Genomic DNA, 26,363 nt, shown 5'->3' with positions numbered 1-26,363 from the left:
CGGTTTAAGGACCTTCCCTTCCCCTAGCCGAGCGGCAAGAGATCGCGCCGGATCATCGTGCGCAGGGCAAAGCTCGACCGCATGGAGCGGATGTTTTCCGTCTGCATCAGCCCCTCTTCGATGAACCGGTCAAAGGCCCGCAGATCCGCCGCCACCACCCGGATGAGAATATCCCGCGACCCGGTCATGAGATAGCATTCCATCACCTCATCGAACCGGCGCAGCGCGCTCTCGAACCGCTCCAGCGCCGGGCGCGACTGTTTCTCCAGCTCGACAAAGATGAAAGCGTTGAGCGGCAGGCCAAGCTTGTCTTGGTTGACCCGCGTCGTATAGCCTTCGATCACCCCCATCCGCTCAAGCCGGGTGATCCGCCGCGCCAGAGGCGTCGGCGACAGGCCCACGGTCTCAGAGAGATCGGCGAGCTTCTGACGCCCATTGCGCAACAGCTCTGCGAGAATCTTTCGGTCGGTTTTGTCGATTTCCACCAAGAACACCCCTCTTGACGCGCGTAATCTCCAAATTCTCCGCTATGCCTACCTGAAATAGCAGATAAATCGCAACCCCACTGCTGTATGATTCCGCCCATCACGCATTTGAGGAGACCCGCGATGATCACCCGCCTGTCCGCCCCCCACCACGAAGAGCTCTGGCGCGTCACCGATGACGCCAGCGGGCTGAGGGGCTATATCGCGCTGCATTCGACCCGGCTTGGCCCGGCGGCGGGCGGGCTGCGCATGCGCGCCTATGACAGCGACGAGGCGGCGATTGCCGATGTGCTCAACCTGTCGCGCGGGATGAGCTTCAAGAACGCCGCGGCCGATCTGCCGCTGGGCGGCGGCAAGGCGGTGATCATGGGCGATCCCCGCACCAAGACCCCGGCGATGCTGCGCGCCATGGGCCGCGCCATCGAGACGCTGCAAGGCCGCTACTGGACCGCCGAAGACATGGGCATGTCGCCCGCCGACATGGCCGAGATTGCCCGCGAAACCCGCTATGTGGCCGGGCTCGACAGCGGGCCGTTTGCCAGCGGCGATCCCTCGCCCGTCACCGCACAAGGCGTGTTCAACGCGCTCAAGATCGGGCTGAAACAGCGCTATGGCCGCGACGACCTCAGCGGCACCACCGTCGCCGTCCAAGGGCTCGGCCATGTCGGCTGGCATCTCTGCCGTCTCCTGCACGAGGCGGGCGCGCGGCTCATCCTCGCCGACACCGACGCCGCCAAGCTCGCCCAGAGCTGCGCCGATTTCGACGCCACCGCGGCGGATGTGACCCGCATCCACGCCACCGAGGCCGAGGTTTTCGCCCCCTGCGCCATCGGCGGCACGCTCAACGCCACCACCATTCCCGAGCTGCGCGCCGGTCTCATCGCCGGGGCCGCCAACAATCAGCTCGCCACGCCCGAGGATGCCGACCGGCTCGCCGCGCGCGGCATTCTCTACCTGCCCGATTATGTGGCCAATGGCGGCGGCATCATCAACGTGGCCGCCGAAATCCTGCGGATCGAGACCCGCGCGCCCTGGGTCGCGGCCCGTCTCGACGCGCTCGGCACCACGATGACCCGCATCCTCGCCCATGCCGCCGCAAAAGACGCGAGCCCCGCCCATCTCGCCGACACGATCATCGGCGAAAGGCTCTTGCCCCGGGCGGGTTAAATCGGCGGCAAAATTCCCCCGACGCTCCCCCATGGACAGCGCCCGCGCCACATCCTAAACCTTTGAGTTAAGACGATTGACCAGAGGGCAGGACATGGCGCGGGACGCATTCACCATCGGCTCAGAGAGCATCCCGGCGGGCACCCGCCGCACCGTCGATATTCCCGTCTCCACCCTCTCGGATCACACGCCGGTCAATCTCTCGGTCGAGGTGATCCATGGCGCCCGCCCCGGCCCGGTGATCTTTGTCTCTGCCGCCATCCATGGCGACGAGGTGATCGGCGTCGAGATCGTCCGCCGCCTGCTCGCCGCCGAAGGTATCGACGCCTTGGCGGGCACGCTTCTGGCGGTGCCCATCGTCAACACCTACGGCTTTCTCAACCATTCGCGCTACCTGCCCGACCGCCGCGATCTCAACCGCGCCTTTCCGGGCAGCGCCGAAGGCTCGATGGCGGCGCGGCTCGCTGATGTGTTCCTTTCCGAGGTGGTCAAACGCGCCGATCTCGGCATTGACCTGCATTCCGCCGCCATCCACCGCATCAACCTGCCGCAAATCCGCCTGTCGCCCGGCAACGCGCGCCTGCGCGAGCTGGGCGAGGTCTTCGGCGCGCCGGTGATGATGAATTCGAAACTGCGCGAAGGCTCGCTGCGCATGGCCGCCGAAGAGGCGGGCGTCGATGTGCTGCTCTATGAGGGGGGCGAAGGTCTGCGCTTTGACGAGCTCGGCGTGCGCGCCGGCGTCGCGGGCATTCTGCGGGTCATGCACCATCTCGGCATGATCTCCGCCGATTTCGCGCCGCTGCCTGATGTGACCCCGGTGCTCTCCACCGGGTCGAGCTGGCGGCGCGCCCCGGCGGGCGGGCTCTTTCGCGGCTATCTCACCATCGGCGACGCGGTCGAACCGGGCACGCTCTTGGGTGCGATCACCGATCCCTTTGGCAAGGTCGAAACCGAAGTGCTGAGCGACGAGGCGGGCATCGTCATCGGCCGCACCCATATGCCGGTGGTCTATGAGGGCGACGCGCTGTTCCACATCGCCCGCACGCCGCGCGCCGACACCGCCGTCGAGGGGGTGAGCGCCCATCTCGACGCCGACCCGCTCTTTGACGAAGACGAGATCATCTGAGGAGTTTCGGCCCCCTATAGAGGCCAAAACCGCCACTGTCGCTTTACCGACGCGATACCGACGTGCTGCCGATACCGCGTTTTCGTGGCTCAGCTCGCCTTGTCGCGGTTCTGCGGCAGCAGGAAAATCGACACGGTCAGCAGCGAGAAGATCAGCTCATAGACCTCCCATTTGCGGTTCACATCGATCACCGCAATGATCACGCTCGCCACCAGCGCAATCGCCGCATGTTTGAGCCATGGCACCGGCAGGGCAAAGCGGTCCGCCATCCGGGCGACCCAGCCGCCCTTGGGGTAAAGCAAAGGCAAAACAACGAGATAGAGCAAGATCACCGTGGTCAGAACACTGCCAAACAGGGTCTTGGCAAGATGGAAATCGCCGACCATGAGATTGTGGAAATTGGTCTCATACTGCTTGTTGTTTTCCATAAAGAACTCGGTGGATTCCCAGCCAAAGATCCGCTGGCCCCAGGACACTTCCTCGCCCGCCGCCAGAAAGAACATCAGCGCATAGAAACACACCAGCGCCGCCGCCCCTCCCCGGCCCTTCCCGGCCAAGCCTTTGGCATTCCACAGCAAAATCGCGCTCGAGACGAGCAGGAAAATGGCCGTCCCATATTCGACGACACCGTCTTCGCGAGCATAGACCAAGGTAAAGTAATCCGTGCTGACGAGATAGACGATCACCGTCATCACCAAGGTCGCCACAATCAGCGCCATCGCCGCCATGTCCAGGTTCTTGCGCATCCCATGCCCCTTTCATTGTTGTCCTGCAGTGACCTAGGCCGATCGCCGCCGCCGCACAAGTCCCCAGACCGCCTCGCAGGAATGCGAATTGAAACTGGTGCCGAAATCAGGCATATTACCGCGCAAATACAGGCGCATCGTCAACGGTCGGGTCCACCGGCCACACGCCAACATCAAAGAGGCAAGAGCAATGAAGAACCTTCTTATCCTTGGGCTGGCCCTGACCCTCGCGGGCTGTGGCGGATATCACAAGGCCAAGCGCGACAGCGGCGGCTCCGCCCCGCGCAGCCTGTCCGGCCCGATCGCCATCACCCCCAACGCCAGCACCACGGTCTATAGCGCGCCCGCCTCGAAACCCTTCGCCACCGGCCCGCTGCAACAGGCCTGCATCGCCTCGGATCGCAAGGCCCGCTCCTCCGAGCTCTGCGGCTGCATCCAGGCCGTCGCCAACCGCACGCTGAGCTCGTCGCAACAGGCCCGCGCCGTCGGCTTCTACCGTGACCCGCACAGCGCCCAAGAGGTCCGCACCTCCAAGCGCAGCACCGACGAACAGTTCTGGAACACCTACGCGAGCTACGCGGAAACCGCCAAGCGCACCTGCAGCTAAGCGGCCCCCGCAGGCCACCGGATCAAACGCAAAACGCCGCCCCTCGGGGCGGCGTTTTTTGTGTCTCACAATGGCTTATCGGACAAAGCTGAGGCGGATCAATCCGCCTCGGCCATGTCAAAGCCCAGATGCCGCGCCACGGTAAAGATGTCCTTGTCGCCGCGCCCGCACATATTCATGCAGATCAGGTGATCCTTGGGCAGCTCGGGCGCGATCTTCATCACATGGGCCAGCGCGTGACAGGGTTCGAGCGCCGGAATGATCCCCTCTTTCTCACAGCTGAGCTGGAAGGCCACGAGCGCCTCCTTATCGGTGATCGCCACATATTCGGCGCGCCCCGTATCATGCAGCCAGCTATGCTCCGGCCCGATCCCCGGATAGTCGAGACCGGCCGAGATCGAATAGCCTTCGAGGATCTGCCCGTCGTCATCCTGCAAGAGATACGTCCGGTTGCCATGCAGCACCCCGGGACGCCCGCCGGTGAGGCTCGCGCAATGCTCCATCTTGGCATTAACGCCCTTGCCCCCGGCCTCAACGCCGATGATCCGCACGCTCTTGTCGTCGAGGAACGGGTAGAACAGCCCCATCGCGTTCGAGCCGCCGCCAATCGCCGCGACCAGCGTGTCGGGCAGACGGCCCTCGGCCACCTGCATCTGCTCTTTCGCTTCCTTGCCGATGATCGACTGGAAATCACGCACCATGGCCGGATAGGGATGCGGCCCCGCCACCGTGCCGATGCAGTAGAACGTGTCGCGCACATTGGTCACCCAATCGCGCAGCGCATCATTCATCGCATCCTTGAGCGTGCCCCGCCCCGACGTCACCGGAATGACCTCAGCGCCCAGAAGACGCATCCGGAACACGTTGGGCTTTTGCCGCTCGACATCATGCGCGCCCATATAGACCACGCATTTGAGCCCGAACTTGGCACAGACCGTGGCGGTCGCCACCCCGTGCTGACCGGCGCCGGTCTCGGCGATGATCCGGGTCTTGCCCATGCGCCGCGCCAGCAGGATCTGGCCCAGCACATTGTTGATCTTATGCGCCCCGGTATGGTTGAGCTCGTCCCGCTTGAGATAGATCTTCGCGCCGCCCAGATGCTCGGTCAGCCCTTCGGCGAAATAGAGCGGGCTCGGACGACCGACGTAATGGGTCCACAGATCATGCATCTCGTCCCAGAAGCTCTGGTCGGTCTTGGCATATTCATATTGCTCTTCCAGCTCGAGGATGAGCGGCATCAGGGTTTCGCTCACGAACCGCCCGCCGAAATCGCCGAACCGGCCCTTCTCGTCGGGCCCGGTCATGAAAGAGTTGAATAGGTCGTTCATTCTCTGCGCATCCTTCCTCAAACGCCGCCTGGGCGCTCCTGCGCGCCGGGGACGCGGCTAACACCCACCAAACGCTGTTGTCTCGGCGTGAATAGGTGAGGCCGCCGCGGATTTCCAGCACATTCCTTTTGCCGCCCCCTCTTGCAGGGGTATTTGCAACCAGAAAGAGGCGCCGGCGTCGTCTCTCTTTCTGGTGTCAAATACCCAAAGCGCCCGGCCTGCCCCACGCGGTAGGCCCGCGTTAGGGCTGCGGCGGACAGCAAAACGCCGGGCAGTCTCCCGCCCGGCGTCGTCTTCATCTGATCCGTCGGATCAGTTGAATTTCTTGATCTCACCCGACTTCAGGCGGCTGAGATAGGAGTTCAGCTCGCGTTTGACGATCGGCATCAGGAAGTAGAGCGCGATGATGTTGACCACCGCCATGGCAAAGATCGCCGCGTCCGAGAAATCGATGACAGGGCCGAGATTGGCCGCGGCACCGATCACCACGAAGATGCAGAAGATCACCTTGAAGGTCACTTCCTTGCCCTTGCCCTCACCAAAGAGGAAGGTCCAGGCCTTGAGCCCGTAGTAGGACCAGCTGATCATGGTCGAGAAGGCAAAGAGGATCACCGCGATGGCCAGGATGTATTTGAACCAGCCGAACGAGGCCGAGAAGGCCGCCGAGGTCAGAGCCACGCCGCTGTTGCCATCGACGGTCTGGATCATGCCACCCTCGCCCACCATATAGAGGCCGGTGGTCGGGTCGGTCATCAGCTGCCCGGTGATGATGATCACCAGCGCCGTCATGGTACAGATCACGACGGTGTCGATGAAAGGCTCGAGAAGCGAGACAAAGCCTTCGGTGATCGGCTCCTTGGTGCGCACTGCCGAGTGGGCGATGGCCGCAGAGCCGACGCCCGCTTCGTTCGAGAACGCCGCCCGCTTAAAGCCCTGGATCAGCGCGCCGACCATGCCGCCTGCGACGCCAAGCCCGGTAAAGGCCCCTTCGAAGATCTGACCGAAGGCCCAGCCGATCTTGTCGAAATTCATCAGCAGGATGATCACCGCTGTCACCACATAGAGCACGCCCATGAAGGGCACGACCTTTTCGGTGACGCTGGCGATGGATTTGAGACCGCCGACGATCACCGCAAAGACGATGCCCGCAAAGATGATACCGGTGATCCAGCCGGGATAGTCACCGACCACATTGGCAATCTGCGCATGGGCCTGGTTGGCCTGGAACATGTTGCCGCCACCAAAGGCGCCGAGGATACAGAAGATCGCGAACATCACCGCGAGCACCCGGCCCATCGGCAGCCCGCGCTCTTCAAAGCCCTTGACCATATAGTACATCGGACCACCCGACACCGTGCCATCGGGGTATTCATTGCGGTATTTCACACCGAGCGTACATTCGGTGAATTTCGACGCCATGCCCATCAGACCCGCAAGGATCATCCAGAACGTGGCCCCCGGTCCGCCGATGCCCACGGCCACCGCCACACCGGCGATATTGCCGAGGCCCACGGTGCCCGACAGCGCCGTGGCCAACGCCTGGAAATGGCTGACCTCGCCCGCGTCATCGGGATCGGAATAATCGCCCCGCACCAGCGCGATGGAATGCGGAAAGGCGCGGAACTGGATCAAGCCGAAATAGACGGTGAAAATCGTCGCCGCGACCACCAGCCAGCCCACGATCCAGGGAAAGCTCGTGCCCGGGAACGGGCTAAAGATAAGATTGACGAACCAGCCGGTCGAGCTGGCGAAGATCGCATTGACCTTTTCATCCAGAGATTGCGCCATGGCGGCGCTGGCCATCAGGCTCAGCGCGCCGGCCATCATGGGAATTTTATAATGGTTTTTCATTTTTCTGTCCCTCCTGCTCTTAAGGCACGATCGTGACCGGCACGGTCGAGCTCTGCGCCAGCGATCCTGCGACCGAGCCAAACAGCCGCGAGGCCAGCCCGCTCTCGCCCTGACGCCCGATGACGATCTGCACCGCGCCCGTGTCGCGGCTCAGCTTGGCCAGCGTGTCGGCGATGTTGCCGTATTTGAGCGAGGTCTCGATGGTGAGCCCGCTCGTGTCCAGCGACGCGACCAGCGGTGCAAGAACCGCCTCTTCCGCGCGCTTGAGCTCTTCGTTGCGGCGCTTGTGCCGCTCTTCGAGCTCATTCGGCGTCAGGAAGGAATAGGGCGACCATTCCAGCACATGGGCCACGACCAATGTCGCCCCCAGGGCAGACGCCCGTTCCACCGCGAAATCCACGGCCCTCTTCGATCCCTCACTGCCATCATATCCGACGACTATTTTATCAGGCATATTTGCCTCCCCGTTTTGTGGTTGTGCGCTTTGGCACCCCCCGACATTAGCATGACAAACGCGAGAAAAATCCTTGGATTCTGTTGTCATGCTGGAAAATTTCTGAAAAACTCCCCCTGTTACTCCAAAATTTCAGGAATTTTTCCGATGGACCGCATTGATGTGTCGATTCTTTCCATCCTGCAAAAGAATGGTCAGACCTCGATGTCCAAGCTCTCCGAGATGGTCGGCCTGTCGCTCTCGGCCTGTCACCGGCGGGTTAAAATTCTCGAAAGCGAGGGCAAGATTGCCTCCTACGCCGCGCGGCTCGACGCCAAGGCGGTGGGGCTCGAAATCCAGGTCTTCATCGAGGTGAAACTGACCAGCCAGCGGCAGGAAGAGATCGACGCCTTCGAGAGCGCGATCAAGCGGATGCCCGAGGTGCTCGAATGCCATTTCATCTCGGGCGAGGCGGATTACCTGATGCGGGTCGCGGCGCGCAGCACTTCGGATTACGAACGGCTCTACCGGGGCCGGCTGTCACAGCTGCCCTCGGTGTCGCAGATGAAAACCCTGCTGAGCCTCTCGGCGGTGAAAGAGTTCGAAGGCTATCACCTCGGCTGACGGCACAGGCCCGGATCAGAGGTATTTCTTGAACCCGGTGTGCGAGGGCTCGAACCCGAGCGCCCCGTAAAACCGGGCCGAGTCGGTGCGGCTCGCATTCATCGTCAGCTGAATGAGGCTGCACGCTTCCGCCCGCGCCCGCGCCTCGACATCGCGGAACATCTCCTGCCCCACGCCCTGTCCACGCAGATGGCTTGCGACGCGCACCGATTCAACCTGGGCGCGTCTCGCGGCCGACAGGGACAGGCCGCTGATAAAGGTGATCTGATAGGTCGCAATGATCACGCCCGCCGCATCTTCGCCGACGATCACATGGTTGTTGCCCTCGGCCTGCATCCGGTCGAACGCGGCGAGGTAATGGTCGAGATCGCGGCGCTCGCGCCCCTGCCCCAGAATATCGTCGCGCAGCATCGCCACCACCGCGGGCACATCCTCGCGGCTGGCGGCGCGAAAGCGGATCATGCCCGCAGCGCCTTGAAGAGCGCCGCGATCTTGGCCGCGTCCTTCTTGCCCGGGCTGCTCTCGACCCCTGACGACAGATCAATCTGCCGCGCGCCGCTGCGCGACACGGCCCGCGCCACATTGTCGGGCGTCAGCCCCCCGGCCAGCATCCAGGGCAGCGGCAGGTCACGCCCGCGCAACAGATCCCAGTCGAAACTGACCGCATTGCCGCCGGGCCGGGTCGCGCCCTTGGGCGGCTTCGCATCGAGCAAGAGCTGATCCGCCGCCCCGGCATAGCGCGCCGCCCGGTCGAGATCCTCCGCCTCCGAGATGCCCAGCGCCTTCATCACCGGCAGGCCGAACCGCGCCTTGACCTCGCGCACACGCTCCGAGCTCTCCGCCCCATGGAGCTGCAGCATGTCGAGCGGCACGGCCTCCACGATCTCGCGCAGGCGCTGATCCTCCGCATCGACCACGAGCGCCACCTTGGCCACCCCCGGCGGCACCCGCAGGGCCAGCGCCCGGGCGGTGGCGACATCCACATTGCGCGGTGATTTTTGGAAAAAGACAAAGCCCACATAGCCCGCGCCAGCGGCCACGGCCGCATCGACATCGCCGGGCCGTGTCAGCCCGCAAATCTTGACGCGAATATCCTGTGCCATGGTGCCCTAGCTGGCCTTCCTTCGCTGGCCTTTTTCGTTGGCCATCCTCAACTGGCCGTCTTTAGCTGGCCGTCCTTAGCTGGCCTTGTCGAGCAGCGCCAGAACCTCATCGCCCTGTTTGCGCGGCTCGGTCTTGAGACGCCGAAGCTCGGCCCGCAGCTGGTCGAGCTCGCGTGCCTGACGTGCAGCGGCGGCCCGTTCCTTGTGCTCGCGGATATATTCCCACAGGAACCCGAGAACGAGCCCCGCCAGAATGCCGCCGAACATCACCACGAAGAGCGGCACTTCATAGCCGGGGTTGAGCGCCGCCACGCTGTTGAGCTCCGACGGCAGCATCTTGACCGTCACCATCTGCCGGTTGGCGAGGGCGATGACGATCAGCGCCACCCCAAAGATGGCGATACAAGCGTAGCGAATATAGCGCATTTACCCGTTCCCGTTGAGCCGATCACGCAGCAGCTTGCCGGTCTTGAAGAACGGCACGTGCTTTTCCTCGACCTCAACCGTCTCGCCGGTGCGCGGGTTCCGTCCCTTGCGGGCATCCCGTTTCTTGACAGAAAAGGCCCCGAAACCGCGCAGCTCGACCCGGTTGCCCTTGGCCATCGCATCGGTGATTTCATTAAAGATCGTGTTGACGATTTTCTCGACGTCCCTTTGGAAAAGATGTGGGTTCTCATCGGCGATTTTTTGAATCAGTTCCGATCGGATCATCGGTTTCCCCCCGGTCACATAAATGTTTAGCTCTCATTGGCTTATCCGAAACTATAGCTAGTTCCTTGGTAAAACAAAATCTTTATCCAGCAGCAGAAATGGCGGATTCCGCGCTCTCATGGCGGCTCTTTGCCGAATTGCTGCGCAGCGGCACGGAATTTTGGCTCCGCCGCTCTGCGGCACGCCCCGTGTGACCGACGCTTGATTCGGTCGCCCGTCGGCTCAAAAGAGGCCAATCCCCCGGCCCAGCAAAAGCCCCCCGGCGATCAACAGCGCGACATGGGTCAGCCGCTGAAACTGCCGCTGGTCGAGCCGGTCGTGAATGCGAAACCCGGCCCACATCCCCGCCAGCGCCGGCGGGATCATCGCCAGCGACAAGGGCACCGTCTGCGCGTTGAGCACACCCGACACCAGATGCGACCCGACAAGCGTCACCGCCCCCAGCCCATAGATCACCCCTTGGATGCGGAGTTGGTCGCCCTTTTCCGTCCCCATCGCCGTGAGCAGCGCCACCGTCGGCGGCCCCCACATCCCCGTCACCCCGCCGATGACACCCGACACCGCGCCCACCGTGCCCTGCACCCGCTGGCTCGGGTCCGCCGGGATCGGCAGATGCCGCCCCATGAGGGCAAACCCGGCAAAGAGAAAGATCGGCACCCCGATCAAGAGCAGCATGAGGCGCGGCGGCAGATAGGGCACGAATTGCGCCGAGATCACCATCATCACGAACCCCGCCAGCAGAAAGACCCGAAACCGCCGCAGGCTCGCCCAGGCCGCCGCCGTGCCGCCACGCAGCGCCTGCCAGCCGTTGGAAACGAGCGCCGGCAGCGCCAGCGCCGCCAGAGCCACATCCGGCGCCACGATGAGGCTCAGCCCGGCGATCATCACCGTCGGCAGGCCAAAGCCGATACAGCCCTTGAGCAGCCCCGCCAGAAACCCCACGCCCAACGCCAAGGCGACCAGCCCCGGCGCAAGCCCCGTCATCTCTTCCATCTGCCTGCCCGCCTTCCGTTTTTCGCCGCGCCTCAAAATCCGTCGCGTAATTTTCGATCAAAAAACCATCTCGCATCTGCAAAATAGTTGCGCTGCACTTGCGAAATAGCTATGTCTGCCCCGACAATTGCGATCGCTGGCTGGAGGATGGATCAAATGGCGCATGATGGACAAGACGTTATGACTGGAAACGCCCCGCTTCTGGACAAGCTCTGCGATCTCACCCGGCAGGCCGTGCCCGCCGCCGAACAGGTGCTCGACGCCGCCACCGAGGCGCTGCGCGGCCTGGTGACCGTGGATGGCCGCGTCTCCAACTCCGCCATCGAGGCCAACCAGACCGCCGCCCATGGGCTCGCCTGGCTCGCCACCTATGTCGAGGCGCTGCGCCAGATGCAGGCCTGGGCCGACCGGCTGACCGAGGCCGGCACGTTCGGCGAGGTCGAGGCGCTGATCCACCAGATCGCCTTTGGCGAATATCTCCACCAGATCGCCGGCGGCATCCCGATGAACCAGGCCGAGGTGACCCGGCTCGCCGATCTCGGCCTCGGCTGGGACGTGCTCTCGGGCTTTCAATCCGACGCCGTCCAGACCCTCATGGCGCGCGGCAACAGCCAATCCGCCCGGACCCGTCTCGTCGAGCTCATGCAGGAGCGCAGCGCCGAGATCACCGTCGGCCGCACCGGGCTCGATGACGAGCTCGAGATGATCCGCGAACAGTTCCGCCGCTTTGCCGTGGAAAAGGTCGAACCCCACGCCCATGACTGGCACCTCAAGGACGAGCTCATCCCGATGGAGATCATCGAAGAGCTGGCCGAAATGGGCGTCTTTGGCCTCACCATCCCCGAGGAATACGGCGGCTTTGGCCTCTCCAAGGCGTCGATGGTCGTGGTCTCCGAAGAACTGAGCCGTGGCTATATCGGCGTCGGCAGCCTCGGCACCCGCTCCGAGATCGCCGCCGAGCTCATCCTCTGCGGCGGCACCGACGCGCAAAAGGAGCACTGGCTGCCGAAACTCGCCAGCGCCGAAATCCTGCCCACGGCCGTCTTTACCGAACCGAACACCGGCTCCGATCTCGGCTCGCTGCGCACCCGCGCCAGCCGCGACGAGAACGGCGACTGGAAGATCACCGGCAACAAGACCTGGATCACCCATGCCGCCCGCACCCAGGTCATGACCCTGCTGGCGCGCACCGATCCCGACACCACCGATCACCGCGGCCTGTCGATGTTCCTCGCCGAGAAAACCCCCGGCACCGACGAGGCCCCCTTCCCCACCCCGGGCATGAGCGGCACAGAGATCGAAGTGCTCGGCTATCGCGGCATGAAGGAATACGAACTCAGCTTCGACAATTTCCACGTCAAGGGCGACAACCTGCTCGGCGGCGAAGAGGGCAAGGGCTTCAAACAGCTCATGCAGACGTTTGAGGCCGCCCGCATTCAGACCGCCGCCCGCGCCGTCGGCGTCGCTCAGGCCGCGCTCGATGTGGCGATGCAATATGCCCAGGACCGCAAGCAATTCGGCAAATCCCTGATCGAGTTTCCCCGCGTCTCGGGCAAGCTCGCGATGATGGCGGTCGAGATCATGGTCGCGCGTCAGCTCACCTATTACAGCGCCTGGCAGAAAGACCATGACAAGCGCTGCGATCTCGAGGCCGGCATGGCGAAACTCCTCGGCGCCCGCGTCGCCTGGGCCTGCGCCGACAACGGCTTGCAGATCCACGGCGGCAATGGCTTTGCCATGGAATACAAGATCAGCCGCATCCTCTGCGATGCGCGCATCCTCAATATTTTCGAAGGTGCCGCCGAAATTCAGGCCCAGGTCATCGCCCGCCGCCTGCTCGGCTAGCGGCGCGCGGCTCTTGGGGCCCACGAGGTAGGGAGGACGCGGGCGGTGCGAGTGGAGGCGCACCGCCCGCTTTCATTTTTGACGGCGCTCCCCGCCGCCCGCCGCGCGCGGGTCAAGGGCGGCACGCCCGCCGCGCATCGCCGTGCCGTCCCAGGGCCGCCGCCGGGCGCGCGCCGGACCGGCCCCACGGGCCGGCGCTCTGGCAACAGTCCCGGACCAACCAGACCTCACGATTTGCGGCAGACATAAACTGCCCTGCACAGAGCGAAGCCGCGCCGCCCCCCGGTCCGGCGCGCGCCCGCACGCAGCCATCAGACCTTCTGCGCTGCGATCAACGCCATCATCGGCCGCTCCAGTTCTTCCTCCAGCGCCGGCATCGCCGCGATCTGCGCCGCCGTGGGCGCGAATTCCTCCAACCGGCGCAGCGCAAACCCGGCGCCGATCAGCGTGTTGATCGTCGTCGCCAAGGTCCGGTGATGCTTGAGCACGCCCTTGGCAAACCAATCAGTGCGGCGCTCGCCCTCACGGGAATAGCCATTGACCGGCCAGGTCTTGGTGCCGTCCTCATCCTCTATCCACTGCGGATGTCTGGCCGCCATGAAGATCGGATGCTCGATGGTAAAGACCATATCCCCCCCCGGCACCAAAGCCGCATGGATCACCCGGATCAGCCGCGCGAAATCCGGCACATAATGAAACGTGAGCGCGCTATAGACCAGATCGAACGCCTCTGACGGCAAGTCCAGCGCGTCAAGATCGGCAATGCGGTAGGTGATCGCCCTATCGTGGGTGTCGGCCCGCGCCCGGTCGATCATGTTCTGCGACAGATCGAGGCCAAGCACCGAGGCCGCCCCCTGCGCGCGAAACCAACGTGACGCCCAGCCAAAGCCGCAGCCAAGGTCCGCCACGCGCGCGCCGCTCAGCCCGGGCAACATCGCCCGAATGGCGGGCCATTCCGGCGCATGATCCAAGCCGCCAACCTGACGGGGAAGCTGGCTATAGCCAGCAAAGAATTCGGGATTGTCGTAGATATTCTGTACCATCTGTGTCTCCAGAGTTAAAGGAAGACGAGGCCCGTTTTTCGACGCCTCACAGCCTCGTCCAATAGGGCGAGGCCGAGGCCGGCAATCAGCGTGGTCAGGTCGCGTGATCGGCACCCCGGCATCCCGCCAAGGGGATACCGGCCAACCGGGCGACAATATGAATGTCCTTCTCAACCGTGTAGTGTGTATCCGGCAGAAGGCGATAATTGTCAATTTCCGCAGCAGCGTAAAGAACGTCACGCCCCGCCCGGAACAAACCGGACCATGGCCGCCGCCGGGCGAGCGCCGGACCGGCACCAAGGGGTCAGACGAGACCGAACACCCTTGGCCCCACACAGGCTGGGAAAGCTGAAACAATAAAGAAGGCGCGAAAAGGTGGAATACCGCCTAAAGGCTCCTCCTCTGGCCGGGCCTGACCCTCGGCACCTCGAGCGTCGCATTTCTGGAAATAGGCCTTCACCTCCCCGCCTAGCCAAGGACCGCTGCCGCCCCCCGCGCGGGACAAGGGCGGCACGCCCGCCGCGCATCGCCGTGCCGTCCCAGGGCACGGCGATTTGGCTCAGCCCAGCGCGACATGGCGAGGGCCTCCAGCTCAGGCGGCAATAAAGTGGCATCCTGCACCGTTGGAACGCCGTACCCCGGCACGCCGCTGCGCAGCTCACCTCGACACCGCCCCGCCCCGTCCTAATCTTACGATTGCCCAATGCAGTGGCTTTCACGCGGCTCGGCGCTACCTCTAGCCTAGCCAAGCGAAGGAGCAGACATCAGATGACAAACCATTCTGACCTCAGGGCGCTATTCATCAACACCACGCTCAAACGCGCGCCCAGTGAGAGCCACACCAAACTGCTCTTGAACGCCTCGGCCGCCATCATGACCCAACAGGGCATCTCGGTGGACCACGTGCACATGCTCAGCCATCACATCCCGCCCGGCATTTACCCGGACATGACTGAACATGGCTGGGACAGGGACGACTGGCCACTCGTCTGGGACAAGGTCAAGGCTGCGGATATTCTGGTCATCGGATCGCCCCTCTGGCTCGGCGAGGAATCATCGGTCTGCCGGGTCCTGATCGAGAGGCTTTATGGAATGTCGGGCCAGTTGAATGACAAGGGTCAGTCAATTTTCTACGGAAAAACAGCAGGCTGCGTCATCACCGGCAATGAAGACGGCATCAAACACGCGGCCATGACCATTGGCTACGCCATGAACCACCTCGGCTTTACCATCCCGCCTCAGGCCGATTGCGGCTGGATCGGCGAAGCGGGCCCGGGGCCCTCCTATGGCGACGAAAAAGAGGACGGCAGCAGGGTTGGCTTTGACAATGAATTTACCCAGCGAAACACCACGATCATGACGTGGAACCTGATCCACCTGACGCGCATGCTCAAGGATGCGGGCGGCTATCCCAATCAGGGAAATGATCGCAAGGCATGGGATGCGGGCGCGCGTTTCGGGTTTAAAAACCCCGAGTATCGCAGCTGATCCATCACGGGTCTGCCACCGGCTAGGCCCTCAGAGGACACTCCCAGCGGACACTCCCCAGGCCACCAGATCCGCAGGGGCGTAAGCGCCGCCCCTGCCCGGCGCCCTCTTACCCTTCGATCGCCTTGATCATGTCGACCCGCGTGCCATGGCGGCCGCCTTCGAACTCGGCGCCGAGGAACGCCTCGACGATCTCGAGCGCCAGCCCCTCGCCCACGACCCGCGCCCCGATCGAAAGCATGTTGGCGTCATTGTGCTGACGGATCATCTTGGCCGAGAACGTGTCGCTCGCCACACCACAGCGGATGCCCTTGACCTTGTTCGCGGCCATCATGATGCCCTGCCCCGTGCCACAGAGAATGATCCCAAGAGCACAGTCGCCCGACGCGACCTTGCGCGCCGCCGCCTTGCCGTGCTTCGGGTAATGGGTGCTCTCGGGGCTGATGGGGCCGATATCCTCGACCTCCCAGCCGAGGCTCTTGGCATGTTCCGCCACGGCCTGACGCAGCTCGATGGCCGCGTGATCGCTCGACAGGACGATACGTTTTTCGGTGCTCATGACGGTGATCCTCTGTGCTGATCTAATCGGTGCTCTTGTCGCCGCTGCCATAGCAGAGCCCGGCGGCGGACGCACGCCCCGTTAACAGTTTGCGCGCGGCAAAACAGGCGCTCCTCAGCACCGTCGCTTTACCGACGCAATACCGACGTGCTGCCGACAGGCCATTTCGGCCCGAAACGCCCTGATCCCCAAGAGATTAACGGCTCAAGCCTTGATGCGCAGCTCGACCGGCTCCAGCCCGTCGATCCGCCCCAGCAGATGCGATCCGGGCTTGACCGGACCGACCCCCGCCGGCGTGCCGGTATAGATGAGATCGCCCGCGCCCAGCCGGTAAAACCGCGACAGATGGCTCAGCACCTCGGGCACGCTATGCACCATCTCGGCCAGCGTCGCCTCCTGCACCCGCACCCCGTCGAGATCGAGCGTGATCACCTGATCGCCGATCTCGCCGAACTCTGCCGCCTCGGTCAGAACGCCCATTATCGCTGCGTTTTCAAAGTCTTTGCCAAGATCCCAGGGCCGCCGCTTGTCCTTGGCCTGACCCTGCAAATCACGCCGCGTGAGGTCGATGCCACAGCCATAGCCGACGATCTGCGCCATGCCCGCCGCGCCCTCTCCGGGGGCTATATCGCCGCCCAGGGCCACCACGAATTCCATCTCGTGATGGCAATCCTCGGTGCCCGAGGGATAGGCGATCTCCGCCCCGGACGGACAGAGACCATGCGGGCTCTTGGTGAAATAGAACGGCGCCTCGCGATCGACCTCATTGCCCATCTCCGCCGCATGGGCCGCATAGTTGCGCCCGACACAGAAAATCCGCCGCACCGGGAACCGCTCGTCCCGGCCTTTGACAGCCACGCTGGCCTGCGGCTCGGGGGCGAATAAATACTTGTCGGACATGGGTTTTCTCCTCTGGGACGGGTCTCGCTTTCCCTGTTTATGGACCGTGTCGCGGCGCGGGTCAAAGCATGGATTGGCGCGGGCCGCGAAACATGCCAAAACCTCCCCATGACCTATCGCCGTTACGCTCTCTACTACACCCCCGCCGAGGCTGGCTGGTCGCATTGGGCGACCCGCTGGCTGGGCTGGGACATGACCCAAGGCGCCCCCGTCGCGCCGCCCGAGGGGCTCGACATCGACCCCCATGGCTGGACCGACACGCCGCGCCGCTACGGGCTGCACGCGACGCTCAAGCCACCGTTCCGGCTAGCGCAGGGCGAAGATTTTGCGCAGCTGACAGAGGCGTTTCAGCACTATTGCGACACGACCCGCCCGGTCGAGATCGGCACGCCATCGCTCACCCGTCTGGGCCGGTTCCTCGCCCTCATGCCCGCGCCACAGCCCGCCGCCCTCACCGACGCCGCCGCAGGCATCGTCCGCGCCTTTGATCGGTTCCGCGCCCCCGCCTCGGATGACGAGCTCGCCCGCCGCCGCGCCGCAGGGCTCAGCCCTGACCAAGAGGCCAATCTCACCCGCTGGGGCTATCCTTACGTGATGGAAGGATTTCGCTTTCACATCACCCTGACCGAAAAACTCTCGCGTCAGGACATTGAAAAGGCCGAAGAAATCCTCACCACCCATCTCCTGCCGCTCCTGCCGGAGAGGCTCACGCTCGACGCGCTGAGCCTTGCGGGCGAGGATGACATGGGCCGGTTTCACCTGATCGAACGGCGCAGATTGGCCGGTTAATAGGCCGCAACCAAGACTGCGCCAATTCGCCCTCTTGATCGGGGTCCCCGCCCCGGCTAAGCCAGTGCCATGACCACCGCCCGCGCCACCCGTCTGACCCGAAATGACTGGCTCATGGCCGGGCGCGAGGCCTTGGCCACCACCGGCCCCGCCGCGCTCCGCGCCGAGGCGCTGGCGCGTCAGATCGGCACCACCAAGGGCTCGTTCTACTGGCATTTCCGCGACCTGCCGCAGTTCCAACAGGCGCTTATCGCCGGTTGGGAAGAGACCGCGCTGCAGGCCCTGCTCGAGGCCGAAACCCGTCCGACGCCCGCCGCAGCCCTGCTGCATCTGGCGCAGGGGATCAACGCGGGTCGGCTGATGGAGGGGGCGATGCGCGCCTGGGCGCTGAGCTACCCGCCCGCCGCCGAGGCCACCGGCCGCGTCGACGCGGCCCGGCTCGGCCGGATCACCGCGCATCTCCATGCCATCGGCGTCACCAATCCCGACATGGCTCATGTGCTGCGCGCCGCGATGCAGGGGCTGGCGGCGCTCGACACGCCCGAGCGCGCCGACAGCGCGATCAGCTCGCTTGTGGATCTGATCCTCGCCCTGCGCTAGGCTCTGCCGCCTGCCGCGCCACCAGATCAATCAGCCGCTGCCGCGCATCGGGCAAGGGCTTGCCCTGCATCTCTCCGGCCAGATGCTGGCTCAGGAAATGTCCCGTGACGGCAAAGCCTTGCACCAGATCCTCGGCCGGCGCGGGCGCAATTTCCAAAAGGCAATTGGGCAGCGGCAAGAGCCGGTCAGCCCACTCCCCCGCCCCCTTGCGCGACACTGCCCGCCCGGTGCGCGGCGACACAAAACTGAGGTCATTGGCCTCGCGCCCCAGCACCGCACAAGTGCTCAGATCGAGGCCAAATCCCAGCTCGTCCAAGAGCGCCATTTCCCAATGCAGATAGGCCAGCGGCCAGAGCTCGGCCTCGCCGATCATCTCCAAAAGCCCGAGACTGCGCTCAAAGAGCGGCCCATGCGCCTCGCGCTCGGCCAGCGCAAAGCGCAGCATCGCCGTCACCGCATTGAGCCCTGCCAACGCCTGCCGCACGCCTAGCCCCACCGCCAGGCTGGCGCGGATCGGCTCGACGGTAAAGGCCCCCATATGGCTGTCGAGCCGCGCCCGCCACACGAGGTCGAGCTCGGCCCCCGGCTGCAGCACCGGGCGCAGCTTGCGCGACGTGCCGCCCCGCACCACCCCGGCATAACGCCCATGATCTTGGGTCAGCACGTCGATGATCACCGACGTCTCGCCATGCGGCCGCACCGCCAGCAACAGCCCGCGATCGCGCCATTCGATCATGCCCGCGCCCCTCGGCAACAGGCCGCGCGCCCGGTGTCACAGGGCATCTGGCGCGTGGCGCGCAAAGGGGGAAATATCCGTGTCACCGCACCTGAATAGGCTGCCCGCGCCGCCCTGTCCATGCGCCCGCCGCGCCTAGCTGTCGAGCCCCGGCTCATCGAGCAGATGCCGCCCGGCCCGGTCTTCGAGCTCGATCACCCAGATATCGGGGTCAAACCCGCTCTGACGTCCGATCGCCGCGTCGACCGTGGCCTCTTCGCCCTCGGCCAGGACCTCCCAGCGGCGGGTGTCGGCCAGCGGGTCGAACATCCGGTGCCAGGCCCGGGCCTGGCCGTCGAGCGTGTTGAGCTTGACCAGAACTGCGCCCGCCAGATCATCGCCATGGCGCGTCACAAAGGCCGGAATATCCTGAAACCGCAACCGCGCCAGATAGGCGTCGACCCAGAACCTTGTGGTCAGACGCGCCATCAATTGCCGTCCTTGAACTCCAGCCCCATCTCGGAATAGCGCTCGGCCTCGTCGAGCCAGTTGGGACGCACTTTCACTTGGGTAAAGAGATGCACGCGGCGGCCCAGAAACTCTTCGAGCTCCTCGCGCGCCGCCTTGCTGATCGCCTTCATCGTCTCGCCCTTATGGCCGAGAACGATCCCCTTGTGGCCATCACGGCTCACATAGATGACCTGGTCGATTCGCGCCGTACCATCCTTGCGCTCTTCCCAGCTCTCGGTCTCGACGGTGAGCTGATAGGGCAATTCCTGATGCAGCCGCAGGGTGAGCTTTTCGCGGGTGATCTCGGCGGCAATCATGCGCATCGGCAGATCGGCGATCTGATCCTCGGGATAGAGCCACGGCCCCTCGGGCAGCTGCTCTGCGAGCCATTTGCGCAGATCGTCGACGCCATGGCCTCGCTCGGCGGAAATCATGAAGGTTTCCACGAACTCATGGCGGGTGTTCATCTTTTCGGTCAGCGCCAAAAGCTCTTCGGATTTCACCCGGTCGATCTTGTTGATCGCGAGCGCCACGGGACGGCCGCGCGTCACATCGCCAAGCCCTTCGAGGATGCGCTCCACCCCTTCGGTGAGCCCGCGATGCGCCTCGATCAAAAGCACCACGACATCGGCATCCGAGGCCCCGCCCCAGGCCGCCGCGACCATGGCGCGATCAAGCCGGCGGCGCGGTTTGAAGAGACCCGGCGTGTCGACAAACACCAGCTGCGCCTCGCCTTCGAGCGCCACGCCACGGATACGCGCCCGGGTCGTCTGCACCTTATGGGTCACGATCGACACCTTGGCGCCCACCATGCGGTTGAGCAGGGTCGACTTGCCCGCGTTGGGCTCTCCGATGAGGGCAATGAATCCGGCGCGTGTGCTCATGGTCTCGTGTTTCCTGTTGCGATGGCTTCCCCTACTCCAATTGACGCGCCATGACCAGACGCGACGCTACGGGGGGATTTTGCGCGCAACAGACGGCGGGCTGGCTCAGCCCTTATCGACCTCGGACAAGAGCGCCTTGGCCGCGGCCTGTTCGGCCTGCCGTTTCGATCCAGCTTTCGATGCCGCCTCTTCGCCGGTCTCGAGCCGCGCCACGATGGTGAACTCGGGCGCATGATCGGGGCCGCTGCGGGCCACTTCCTCATAGCGTGGCGGCGCGAGCCCCCGCGCCTGCGCCCATTCCTGCAAGGCGGTCTTGGCGTCGCGCGCATCCGCCTCGACCCGGGTGATCCGGTCGCCCCAGAGGGCGAGCACCACGGTGCGCGCCGTCTCGAACCCGGCATCGAGATAGACGGCGGCGATCACCGCCTCCATCGCATCGCCCAAAAGCGCCTGCTTGCGCCGCCCGCCCGAGAGCATCTCGGACCGCCCCAGCTTGAGCACCGCGCCAAGATCGATCTGCCGCGCCACATCGGCACAGGTTTCCTTGCGCACCAGCGCATTGAACCGCGGCGCGAGCGTGCCTTCGGCGGCCTTTCGGTCATGCTCAAGCAGCGCCTCGGACATCACCAGCCCCAGCACCCGGTCGCCCAGAAACTCGAGCCGCTGATTGTCGTCGCGATTGGGCGTCGACATCGACGAATGGGTCAGCGCCTGCACCAGAAGCGCAGGCGTCTGAAACTCATGCCCCAGCCGTGCGGCAAAGGCCTTTATCTCGGCCGATAGCTTCACTCGAGCCCCTTGAAGAACCGATCCTTGCGCCAGGTCCAGAACTGCAGCATCGAGCTCCCCCCGGAAGAGAAGGTCACAGAGCCGGCGCGGCCGATCAGATTGCCATAGGGGACAAAGCCAACGCCACCCACCGCCTGCGGAAAGCGCGAGTCGGTCGAGTTGTCGCGGTTGTCGCCGAGGAAGAAGAAATGCCCCTCGGGCACGGTAAAGACATTGGTGTTGTCCGACCGCTGCGTCGCGATGTTGAGAATGTTGTAGCTGCGGCCCTCTGGCAGGGTCTCGCGGAAACGCGATTTGAGGCAATCGGCGCCCTGCCCCACGGCGCCGTTTTCACAGCGCGGACGCGAGCCGAGCGGCCCTTGCGGCTCATATTCTTCGACAAAGGTCCCGGCCGGCTCCTGCGGCACTTCCTCGCCATTGAGGTAGAGCACGCCGCCCTTGACCTGCACCGTGTCGCCCGGCAGGCCGATCACCCGCTTGATGAAATCGAGGCCGGTGACAGGATGGCGGAACACCACGATATCGCCGCGCTCCGGCTCGGAGCCGAGAAGACGGCTGTCGTCATCGCCCAGCCAGCCACAGATATCCTTGGCATCGACATTGAGCCCGATCGCGCCGATGCGAATGGTCGGACAGGAGGCGTAGGAATAGCCATAGGCCATCTTGTTGACGAAGAGAAAATCACCGACGAGCAGCGTGTCCTTCATCGACCCCGACGGGATCCAGAAGGGCTGAAAGAACACGGTGCGGAAAATCCCCGCGATGAACAGCGCCCAGAACACCGTTTTGACAGTTTCCCAGATACCGCCCTTTTTCTTGGCGTCCTTCTTGGCATCTTCGGCCATGCTGCTCTCCGATCCTGCTTGCCTGTGCGCTACATGCGGGCCAAGGCGGGCTAAGTCAAGCGGTGGGAACCGCCCCTGCGGCGTCCGGGGCAACGGGCCGCGCTTCGATGACGACAAAGGCCTGCGCCCAAGGGTGATCATCGGTCAGGGTGACGTGAATGATCGCCTCATGGCCCGGCGGCGTCATGTCGCGCAGACGCTCCGCGGCCCAGCCCGTCACCTCCATCACCGGCTGACCGGTGCGCAGGTTGCTGACCGCCATGTCCTTCCACGCAATCCCCATGCGCAGCCCGGTGCCAAGCGCCTTGGAACAGGCCTCCTTGGCGGCCCAGCGTTTGGCATAGGTCCCCGCCGTATCGGCCCGCGCTTCGGCCTTGCGCTGCTCGGTCTCGGTAAAGACACGATTGCGAAACCGGTCGCCGAACCGCTCGAGCGTGCCCGCGATACGGTCGATATTGGCCAGATCGGTGCCGATGCCGAGGATCATCGGCGCTCAGCTCCGCGCCGCATCCATCGCGGCGCGCATCTCGGCAATCGCCGGGGTCAGCCCGCGAAAGATCGCCTCGCCGATGAGGAAATGCCCGATGTTGAGCTCGCGCACCTCCGGCAGCGCCGCAATCGGCGCCACCGTGTCATAGGTGAGCCCATGGCCCGCATGCACTTCGAGACCGAGCGAATGGGCAAAGGTCGCCATCTCGGTCAGCGCCACCAATTCGCGGTCGCGGGCGGCAAAATCGCCCTCGGCGTGATAGTCGCAATAGGCCCCGGTGTGCAGCTCGATCACCTCGGCGCCGATGCGATGCGCGGCCTCGATCTGGGCGCGGTCGGCGGCGATGAAAATCGACACCCGACAGCCCGCCTCGCGCAGCGGCGCGATGAAATGGGCGAGCTTGTTTTCCTCGCGCGCCACTTCGAGCCCGCCTTCAGTGGTCCGTTCCTCGCGCTTTTCCGGCACGATGCAGACCGCATGGGGTTTGTGGCGCAGGGCAATCGCCTGCATCTCATCCGTCGCCGCCATCTCAAAGTTGAGCGGCACAGTGAGCGCCTCCATCAGCCCATCGATATCGGCGTCGAGAATATGCCGCCGGTCCTCGCGCAGATGCGCCGTGATGCCATCGGCCCCGGCCTCTTCGGCCAGTTTCGCCGCCCGCACCGGATCGGGATAGGCCCCGCCGCGCGCGTTGCGGATGGTGGCCACATGGTCGATATTCACGCCCAGGCGCAGATGGTTGTCGGCTTGCATGTCATCCCTCCGGCAGCAACGAGTCGGGCGCAGCCTAACGGGTTTCCCCGGCATACTGAATCGCGAAATTGTACCCCTCGCAGGATGTTACAGACCGCTTTGCCGGCTCAGTCGCGCTTGTCGGCGGGGCGGTCCACCCGGGCCGCGCTGGCCTCGGGCCGCGCCGCCTTTTCGGCCTTTTTCGCCGCCGCCTTTTCCTTGAGCTCGGCGAGCTTGGCCTTGATCCGCCCCTTGCGGCGGTTCTGATAGGCCTGGATCACCGGCAGCGAGAAGTAATAGGCCGCGAAGGCGCAGACCGTACCGGGAATGATGCCACCCACCAGATAGGGCAGAAACACCTCGTGATAGAAATGCAGCAAGGGCGCCCAATAGACCTCGCCCCCGGCAAAGAGCACGTAGATGTTGTGAAAGAGGCTCCGCGTCGCATGCCAGAAAAGCTGAAACATGCCCTCGTCGACCTCGCCCGGGGGCGGACGGCCCAAGATGAAATGCCCGGTCTCGAGCGACACGGCGGCAATGATGATAAAGGTCGGCGGGTTGCCCACAAAGGTCGCCAGCAGCGCCGCGATGAGATTGCCGCGGATCAGCCAGGCGACAATCGCCGCGAGAAAGAAATGTAGCCCGAAGAACGGCGTGAATGTCACCAGAACGCCCGCGAAAATGCCCCGCGCGATGCGATGCGGCGGGTCGGGCAGACGGCGCAGGCGGTGGTTGATGTAACGGATCGCGCGGCCCCAGCCCCCGCGCGGCCAGACCAGCCCGCCGAGCTTTTGCAAGAGGCTCTGCTTATTTCTCCGTTTGAAGACCAACCGAAGGCTCCTGGCGTTCCAGACCCAGGCTGCCTGCCTGCGTCACATCCCGATGACGTTCCACCGCCGCCACATCACTTTCGGCTTCTAGCGCACTGATGAGACTATGCAAATGCTCGGCGTCGCGCATCTCCACATCGACGAGCATCCGATAGAAATCCGGTTTGCGGTCAAAGATCGTCAGGTTCGAGATATTGGCCTTCAGCTCGCCGATCAAGGTGCAAACATGGCCCAACACGCCCGCGTCATTGCCGATGGTCACATCAATGGCCACGTCATAGATCGCCGGGTGCGTGCCCTCCTGCCAATGCAGATCGAGCCAGCGGTCGGGCTGTTCCTCGAAGGCGACCAGCGCCTCGCAGTCGATCGTATGCACCACCACGCCCTTGCCGCGATAGGTGATGCCGATGATCCGTTCACCGGGCAGCGGCTGGCAACAGCGGGCGCGCTCGAACTGCTGCCCGGCGCTGAGCCCGATCACCGCCAGATCGCGGCCAATCTCATCGCCATCGCGCTGCACCAGCTCGGGATAGACCGTGTTGAGCACCGCCCGCGCCGACAGCTCGGCACTGCCCAACCGCGCCAAAAGCGTGTCCACATCGCCAAGCCGCAGCCGCCGCGCCGCCGTTTCGAGCGCCTTGTCGGTGGCCTTCTTGCCGACATGTTCGAACGCCGCCCGGGCAAGCTCGCGCCCGAGCTTTATGAACCGGTCCCGGTCCTGCGCCCGCAGCGCCCGGCGAATGGCGGATTTCGCCTTGCCGGTGCTCGCAATGTCGAGCCATGTCGCCTGCGGCATCTGGCCATCGGCGGTGATCACATCGACCGATTGCCCGTTCTTGATCCGGGTCCAGAGCGGCACCCGCATCCCGTCGATCTTGGCGCCGACACAGGCATTGCCGATCCTTGTGTGGATCGCATAGGCGAAATCAATGGGCGTCGCGCCCCGCGGCAGCTTCACCACATCGCCCTTGGGGGTAAAGCAGAACACCTTGTCAGCATACATCTCGAGCTTGACCGCCTCGAGAAAATCCTCGTGATCTTCCTCGGCGTCAAACTGCTCGGTGAGCGAGCTGATCCATTTCGCCGGATCGACGGCAAAGGGGTTCTCGCTGCGCACCCCGTCGCGATAGGACCAATGCGCCGCCACGCCGCTCTCGGCCACGTCATGCATCTGACGGGTGCGGATCTGCACCTCGACCCGCTTGCCGTCGCGCCCCGACACGGTGGTGTGGATCGAGCGATAGCCGTTCGACTTGGGCTGGCTGATGTAATCCTTGAACCGCCCCGGCACCGCCCGCCAACGCTGATGGATCGCGCCGAGCACGCCGTAGCAATCCGGCTCGTTCGTCGTGATCACGCGAAAGCCATAGATGTCGCTCAGCCGCGAAAACCCGATCTCCTTCTCGCGCATCTTGCGCCAGATCGAATAGGGTTTCTTGGCGCGCCCGAACACCTCGGCCTCGATCCCCGCCGCGTCGAGCTCATGGCGCATATCGCCGGTGATCCGCTCGATCACATCGCCCGATTCCTTCTGCAGCGTGATGAACCGCCGCATGATCGACGCCCGCGCCTCGGGGTTGATGACGCGAAAGGCCAGATCCTCCAGCTCTTCGCGCATCCATTGCATCCCCATGCGCCCGGCCAGCGGCGCAAAGATGTCCATCGTCTCGCGCGCCTTTTGCAGCTGCTTCTCGGCCCGCATCGCCTTGATCGTGCGCATATTGTGCAGCCGGTCGGCGAGCTTGACGAGGATCACCCGCATGTCCTTGGACATCGCCATGAACAGCTTGCGGAAATTCTCGGCCTGTTTGGTCTCGGAACTGGCGAGCTGCAGATTGGTGAGCTTGGTCACCCCATCCACCAGATCGGCGATATGGCGGCCGAACTGTTCCTCGATCGAGCTGTAAGAGGCGCGGGTGTCCTCGATCGTGTCATGCAACAGCGCGGTGATGATCGTCGCATCATCGAGCCGCTGGCTCGCCAGGATCGCCGCCACCGCGACCGGGTGGCTGAAATAGGGCTCGCCGGAATGGCGGAACTGGCCCTCATGCATCGCGCGGCCGTATTCATAGGCCGCGCGGATAAGCTTTTCGTCGGATTTTGGGTTGTAGGCGTGAATCAGGGTGATCAGGTCTTCAACGGGAATCATCTACCTGTCACCCTGCACAGC

Annotated in this window: 30 protein-coding genes; 8 read left to right on the top strand and 22 right to left on the bottom strand. The window is 64.2% G+C overall.

The window, feature by feature from the left end:
• Positions 1-23: 23 nt before the first annotated feature.
• On the bottom strand, positions 24-479 hold the full coding sequence (locus ISM_RS13765; protein ID WP_040618564.1) for an Lrp/AsnC family transcriptional regulator: 456 nt from the start codon (positions 477-479) through the stop codon (positions 24-26).
• A gap of 129 nt (positions 480-608) precedes the next feature.
• Here ISM_RS13765 and ISM_RS13760 point away from each other — a divergent pair, with 129 nt between their 5' ends.
• Entirely contained in the window at positions 609-1,652 is a 1,044-nt protein-coding gene (locus ISM_RS13760; protein WP_009814795.1) for a Glu/Leu/Phe/Val family dehydrogenase, read from the top strand.
• A 94-nt stretch (positions 1,653-1,746) separates the two neighbouring features.
• Positions 1,747-2,778: a succinylglutamate desuccinylase/aspartoacylase family protein gene (locus ISM_RS13755; RefSeq protein WP_009814794.1), complete on the top strand. Its 1,032-nt coding sequence runs from the start codon at positions 1,747-1,749 to the stop codon at positions 2,776-2,778.
• An 89-nt stretch (positions 2,779-2,867) separates the two neighbouring features.
• Here the strand turns inward: ISM_RS13755 and ISM_RS13750 are convergent, their stop codons facing one another.
• Positions 2,868-3,524 carry a hypothetical protein gene (locus ISM_RS13750; protein ID WP_009814793.1) on the bottom strand — a complete coding sequence of 219 codons (657 nt, stop codon included), beginning with the start codon at positions 3,522-3,524 and terminating at the stop codon, positions 2,868-2,870.
• A 190-nt stretch (positions 3,525-3,714) separates the two neighbouring features.
• Between ISM_RS13750 and ISM_RS13745 the strand changes: the two genes are divergently transcribed.
• A complete protein-coding gene (locus ISM_RS13745; protein WP_009814792.1) occupies positions 3,715-4,131 on the top strand; it encodes a hypothetical protein in 417 nt (138 codons plus the stop codon).
• A gap of 98 nt (positions 4,132-4,229) precedes the next feature.
• Here ISM_RS13745 and trpB read toward each other — a convergent pair whose 3' ends face one another.
• The 3 genes from trpB to ISM_RS13730 all read right to left on the bottom strand — a co-directional run bounded on the left by trpB (position 4,230) and on the right by ISM_RS13730 (position 7,764).
• The gene (gene trpB / locus ISM_RS13740; protein ID WP_040618092.1) at positions 4,230-5,459 is read right to left on the bottom strand and encodes a tryptophan synthase subunit beta; all 1,230 of its coding nucleotides are present in this window, start codon (positions 5,457-5,459) and stop codon (positions 4,230-4,232) included.
• Between the two features lie 312 nt (positions 5,460-5,771).
• Positions 5,772-7,310 (bottom strand): alanine/glycine:cation symporter family protein, encoded by a 1,539-nt coding sequence (locus ISM_RS13735; protein WP_009814790.1) that lies wholly within the window; start codon positions 7,308-7,310, stop codon positions 5,772-5,774.
• 19 nt (positions 7,311-7,329) lie between these two features.
• Positions 7,330-7,764 carry a universal stress protein gene (locus ISM_RS13730; RefSeq protein WP_040618091.1) on the bottom strand — a complete coding sequence of 145 codons (435 nt, stop codon included), beginning with the start codon at positions 7,762-7,764 and terminating at the stop codon, positions 7,330-7,332.
• Between the two features lie 147 nt (positions 7,765-7,911).
• On the opposite strand from ISM_RS13730, the gene ISM_RS13725 reads away from it, so the two are divergent.
• The gene (locus ISM_RS13725; protein WP_009814788.1) at positions 7,912-8,367 is read left to right on the top strand and encodes an Lrp/AsnC family transcriptional regulator; all 456 of its coding nucleotides are present in this window, start codon (positions 7,912-7,914) and stop codon (positions 8,365-8,367) included.
• A gap of 15 nt (positions 8,368-8,382) precedes the next feature.
• Here ISM_RS13725 and ISM_RS13720 read toward each other — a convergent pair whose 3' ends face one another.
• From ISM_RS13720 to ISM_RS13700, 5 genes are all read right to left on the bottom strand, one after another.
• A complete protein-coding gene (locus ISM_RS13720) occupies positions 8,383-8,829 on the bottom strand; it encodes a GNAT family N-acetyltransferase (protein ID WP_009814787.1) in 447 nt (148 codons plus the stop codon).
• Positions 8,826-9,470, bottom strand: coding sequence for a phosphoribosylanthranilate isomerase (locus ISM_RS13715; RefSeq protein ID WP_009814786.1), 645 nt, complete (start codon positions 9,468-9,470; stop codon positions 8,826-8,828). Before ISM_RS13715 ends, ISM_RS13720 begins: the two co-directional genes overlap by 4 nt.
• Before the next feature lie 75 nt (positions 9,471-9,545).
• Complete coding sequence (locus tag ISM_RS13710; RefSeq protein ID WP_009814785.1) at positions 9,546-9,896, bottom strand: lipopolysaccharide assembly protein LapA domain-containing protein; 351 nt, start codon at positions 9,894-9,896, stop codon at positions 9,546-9,548.
• Positions 9,897-10,181, bottom strand: coding sequence for an integration host factor subunit beta (gene ihfB / locus ISM_RS13705; RefSeq protein WP_009814784.1), 285 nt, complete (start codon positions 10,179-10,181; stop codon positions 9,897-9,899). It abuts the gene before it with no gap.
• Between the two features lie 222 nt (positions 10,182-10,403).
• Entirely contained in the window at positions 10,404-11,174 is a 771-nt protein-coding gene (locus ISM_RS13700; RefSeq protein ID WP_009814782.1) for a sulfite exporter TauE/SafE family protein, read from the bottom strand.
• A 156-nt stretch (positions 11,175-11,330) separates the two neighbouring features.
• Between ISM_RS13700 and ISM_RS13695 the strand changes: the two genes are divergently transcribed.
• Positions 11,331-13,019, top strand: a complete 1,689-nt coding sequence (locus ISM_RS13695) for an acyl-CoA dehydrogenase family protein (RefSeq protein WP_040618562.1) — start codon at positions 11,331-11,333, stop codon at positions 13,017-13,019.
• Between the two features lie 311 nt (positions 13,020-13,330).
• On the opposite strand, the gene ISM_RS13690 is transcribed toward ISM_RS13695, so the two are convergent.
• Entirely contained in the window at positions 13,331-14,062 is a 732-nt protein-coding gene (locus ISM_RS13690) for a class I SAM-dependent methyltransferase (RefSeq protein ID WP_009814780.1), read from the bottom strand.
• Between the two features lie 768 nt (positions 14,063-14,830).
• Here ISM_RS13690 and ISM_RS13685 point away from each other — a divergent pair.
• Positions 14,831-15,550, top strand: a complete 720-nt coding sequence (locus ISM_RS13685; RefSeq protein ID WP_009814779.1) for a flavodoxin family protein — start codon at positions 14,831-14,833, stop codon at positions 15,548-15,550.
• A gap of 109 nt (positions 15,551-15,659) precedes the next feature.
• Here the strand turns inward: ISM_RS13685 and rpiB are convergent, their stop codons facing one another.
• Both rpiB and ISM_RS13675 read right to left on the bottom strand, forming a co-directional pair.
• Positions 15,660-16,109 (bottom strand): ribose 5-phosphate isomerase B, encoded by a 450-nt coding sequence (gene rpiB, locus ISM_RS13680; RefSeq protein WP_009814778.1) that lies wholly within the window; start codon positions 16,107-16,109, stop codon positions 15,660-15,662.
• A 204-nt stretch (positions 16,110-16,313) separates the two neighbouring features.
• Positions 16,314-17,009 carry a fumarylacetoacetate hydrolase family protein gene (locus tag ISM_RS13675; RefSeq protein WP_009814777.1) on the bottom strand — a complete coding sequence of 232 codons (696 nt, stop codon included), beginning with the start codon at positions 17,007-17,009 and terminating at the stop codon, positions 16,314-16,316.
• A 108-nt stretch (positions 17,010-17,117) separates the two neighbouring features.
• Here ISM_RS13675 and ISM_RS13670 point away from each other — a divergent pair, with 108 nt between their 5' ends.
• Both ISM_RS13670 and ISM_RS13665 read left to right on the top strand, forming a co-directional pair.
• Positions 17,118-17,798 (top strand): DUF1045 domain-containing protein, encoded by a 681-nt coding sequence (locus ISM_RS13670; protein WP_040618561.1) that lies wholly within the window; start codon positions 17,118-17,120, stop codon positions 17,796-17,798.
• A gap of 69 nt (positions 17,799-17,867) precedes the next feature.
• The gene (locus ISM_RS13665; RefSeq protein WP_009814775.1) at positions 17,868-18,398 is read left to right on the top strand and encodes a TetR family transcriptional regulator; all 531 of its coding nucleotides are present in this window, start codon (positions 17,868-17,870) and stop codon (positions 18,396-18,398) included.
• On the opposite strand, the gene recO is transcribed toward ISM_RS13665, so the two are convergent.
• The 9 genes from recO to ISM_RS13620 all read right to left on the bottom strand — a co-directional run bounded on the left by recO (position 18,361) and on the right by ISM_RS13620 (position 26,342).
• The gene (recO, locus tag ISM_RS13660) at positions 18,361-19,131 is read right to left on the bottom strand and encodes a DNA repair protein RecO (protein WP_040618560.1); all 771 of its coding nucleotides are present in this window, start codon (positions 19,129-19,131) and stop codon (positions 18,361-18,363) included. The two genes, ISM_RS13665 and recO, sit on opposite strands and share 38 nt — an antisense overlap.
• 138 nt (positions 19,132-19,269) lie before the next feature.
• A complete protein-coding gene (locus ISM_RS13655; RefSeq protein WP_009814773.1) occupies positions 19,270-19,602 on the bottom strand; it encodes a DUF1491 family protein in 333 nt (110 codons plus the stop codon).
• Positions 19,602-20,507: a GTPase Era gene (gene era, locus ISM_RS13650; protein ID WP_009814772.1), complete on the bottom strand. Its 906-nt coding sequence runs from the start codon at positions 20,505-20,507 to the stop codon at positions 19,602-19,604. Before era ends, ISM_RS13655 begins: the two co-directional genes overlap by 1 nt.
• A 105-nt stretch (positions 20,508-20,612) precedes the next feature.
• On the bottom strand, positions 20,613-21,296 hold the full coding sequence (gene rnc / locus ISM_RS13645) for a ribonuclease III (protein WP_009814771.1): 684 nt from the start codon (positions 21,294-21,296) through the stop codon (positions 20,613-20,615).
• On the bottom strand, positions 21,293-22,141 hold the full coding sequence (gene lepB, locus ISM_RS13640; RefSeq protein ID WP_009814770.1) for a signal peptidase I: 849 nt from the start codon (positions 22,139-22,141) through the stop codon (positions 21,293-21,295). The genes rnc and lepB overlap by 4 nt, the downstream gene beginning before the upstream one ends.
• A gap of 55 nt (positions 22,142-22,196) precedes the next feature.
• Entirely contained in the window at positions 22,197-22,628 is a 432-nt protein-coding gene (gene acpS, locus ISM_RS13635; RefSeq protein WP_009814769.1) for a holo-ACP synthase, read from the bottom strand.
• Between the two features lie 6 nt (positions 22,629-22,634).
• The gene (locus ISM_RS13630) at positions 22,635-23,384 is read right to left on the bottom strand and encodes a pyridoxine 5'-phosphate synthase (protein WP_009814768.1); all 750 of its coding nucleotides are present in this window, start codon (positions 23,382-23,384) and stop codon (positions 22,635-22,637) included.
• 107 nt (positions 23,385-23,491) lie between these two features.
• Entirely contained in the window at positions 23,492-24,193 is a 702-nt protein-coding gene (locus ISM_RS13625; protein WP_050754147.1) for a DUF2062 domain-containing protein, read from the bottom strand.
• Positions 24,171-26,342: a RelA/SpoT family protein gene (locus ISM_RS13620; RefSeq protein ID WP_009814766.1), complete on the bottom strand. Its 2,172-nt coding sequence runs from the start codon at positions 26,340-26,342 to the stop codon at positions 24,171-24,173. The genes ISM_RS13625 and ISM_RS13620 overlap by 23 nt, the downstream gene beginning before the upstream one ends.
• Between the last annotated feature and the right edge of the window lie 21 nt (positions 26,343-26,363).

This window comes from Roseovarius nubinhibens ISM, from assembly GCF_000152625.1.
Lineage (GTDB): Bacteria > Pseudomonadota > Alphaproteobacteria > Rhodobacterales > Rhodobacteraceae > Roseovarius > Roseovarius nubinhibens.
This window is presented reverse-complemented; position numbering and strand designations above follow the sequence as displayed.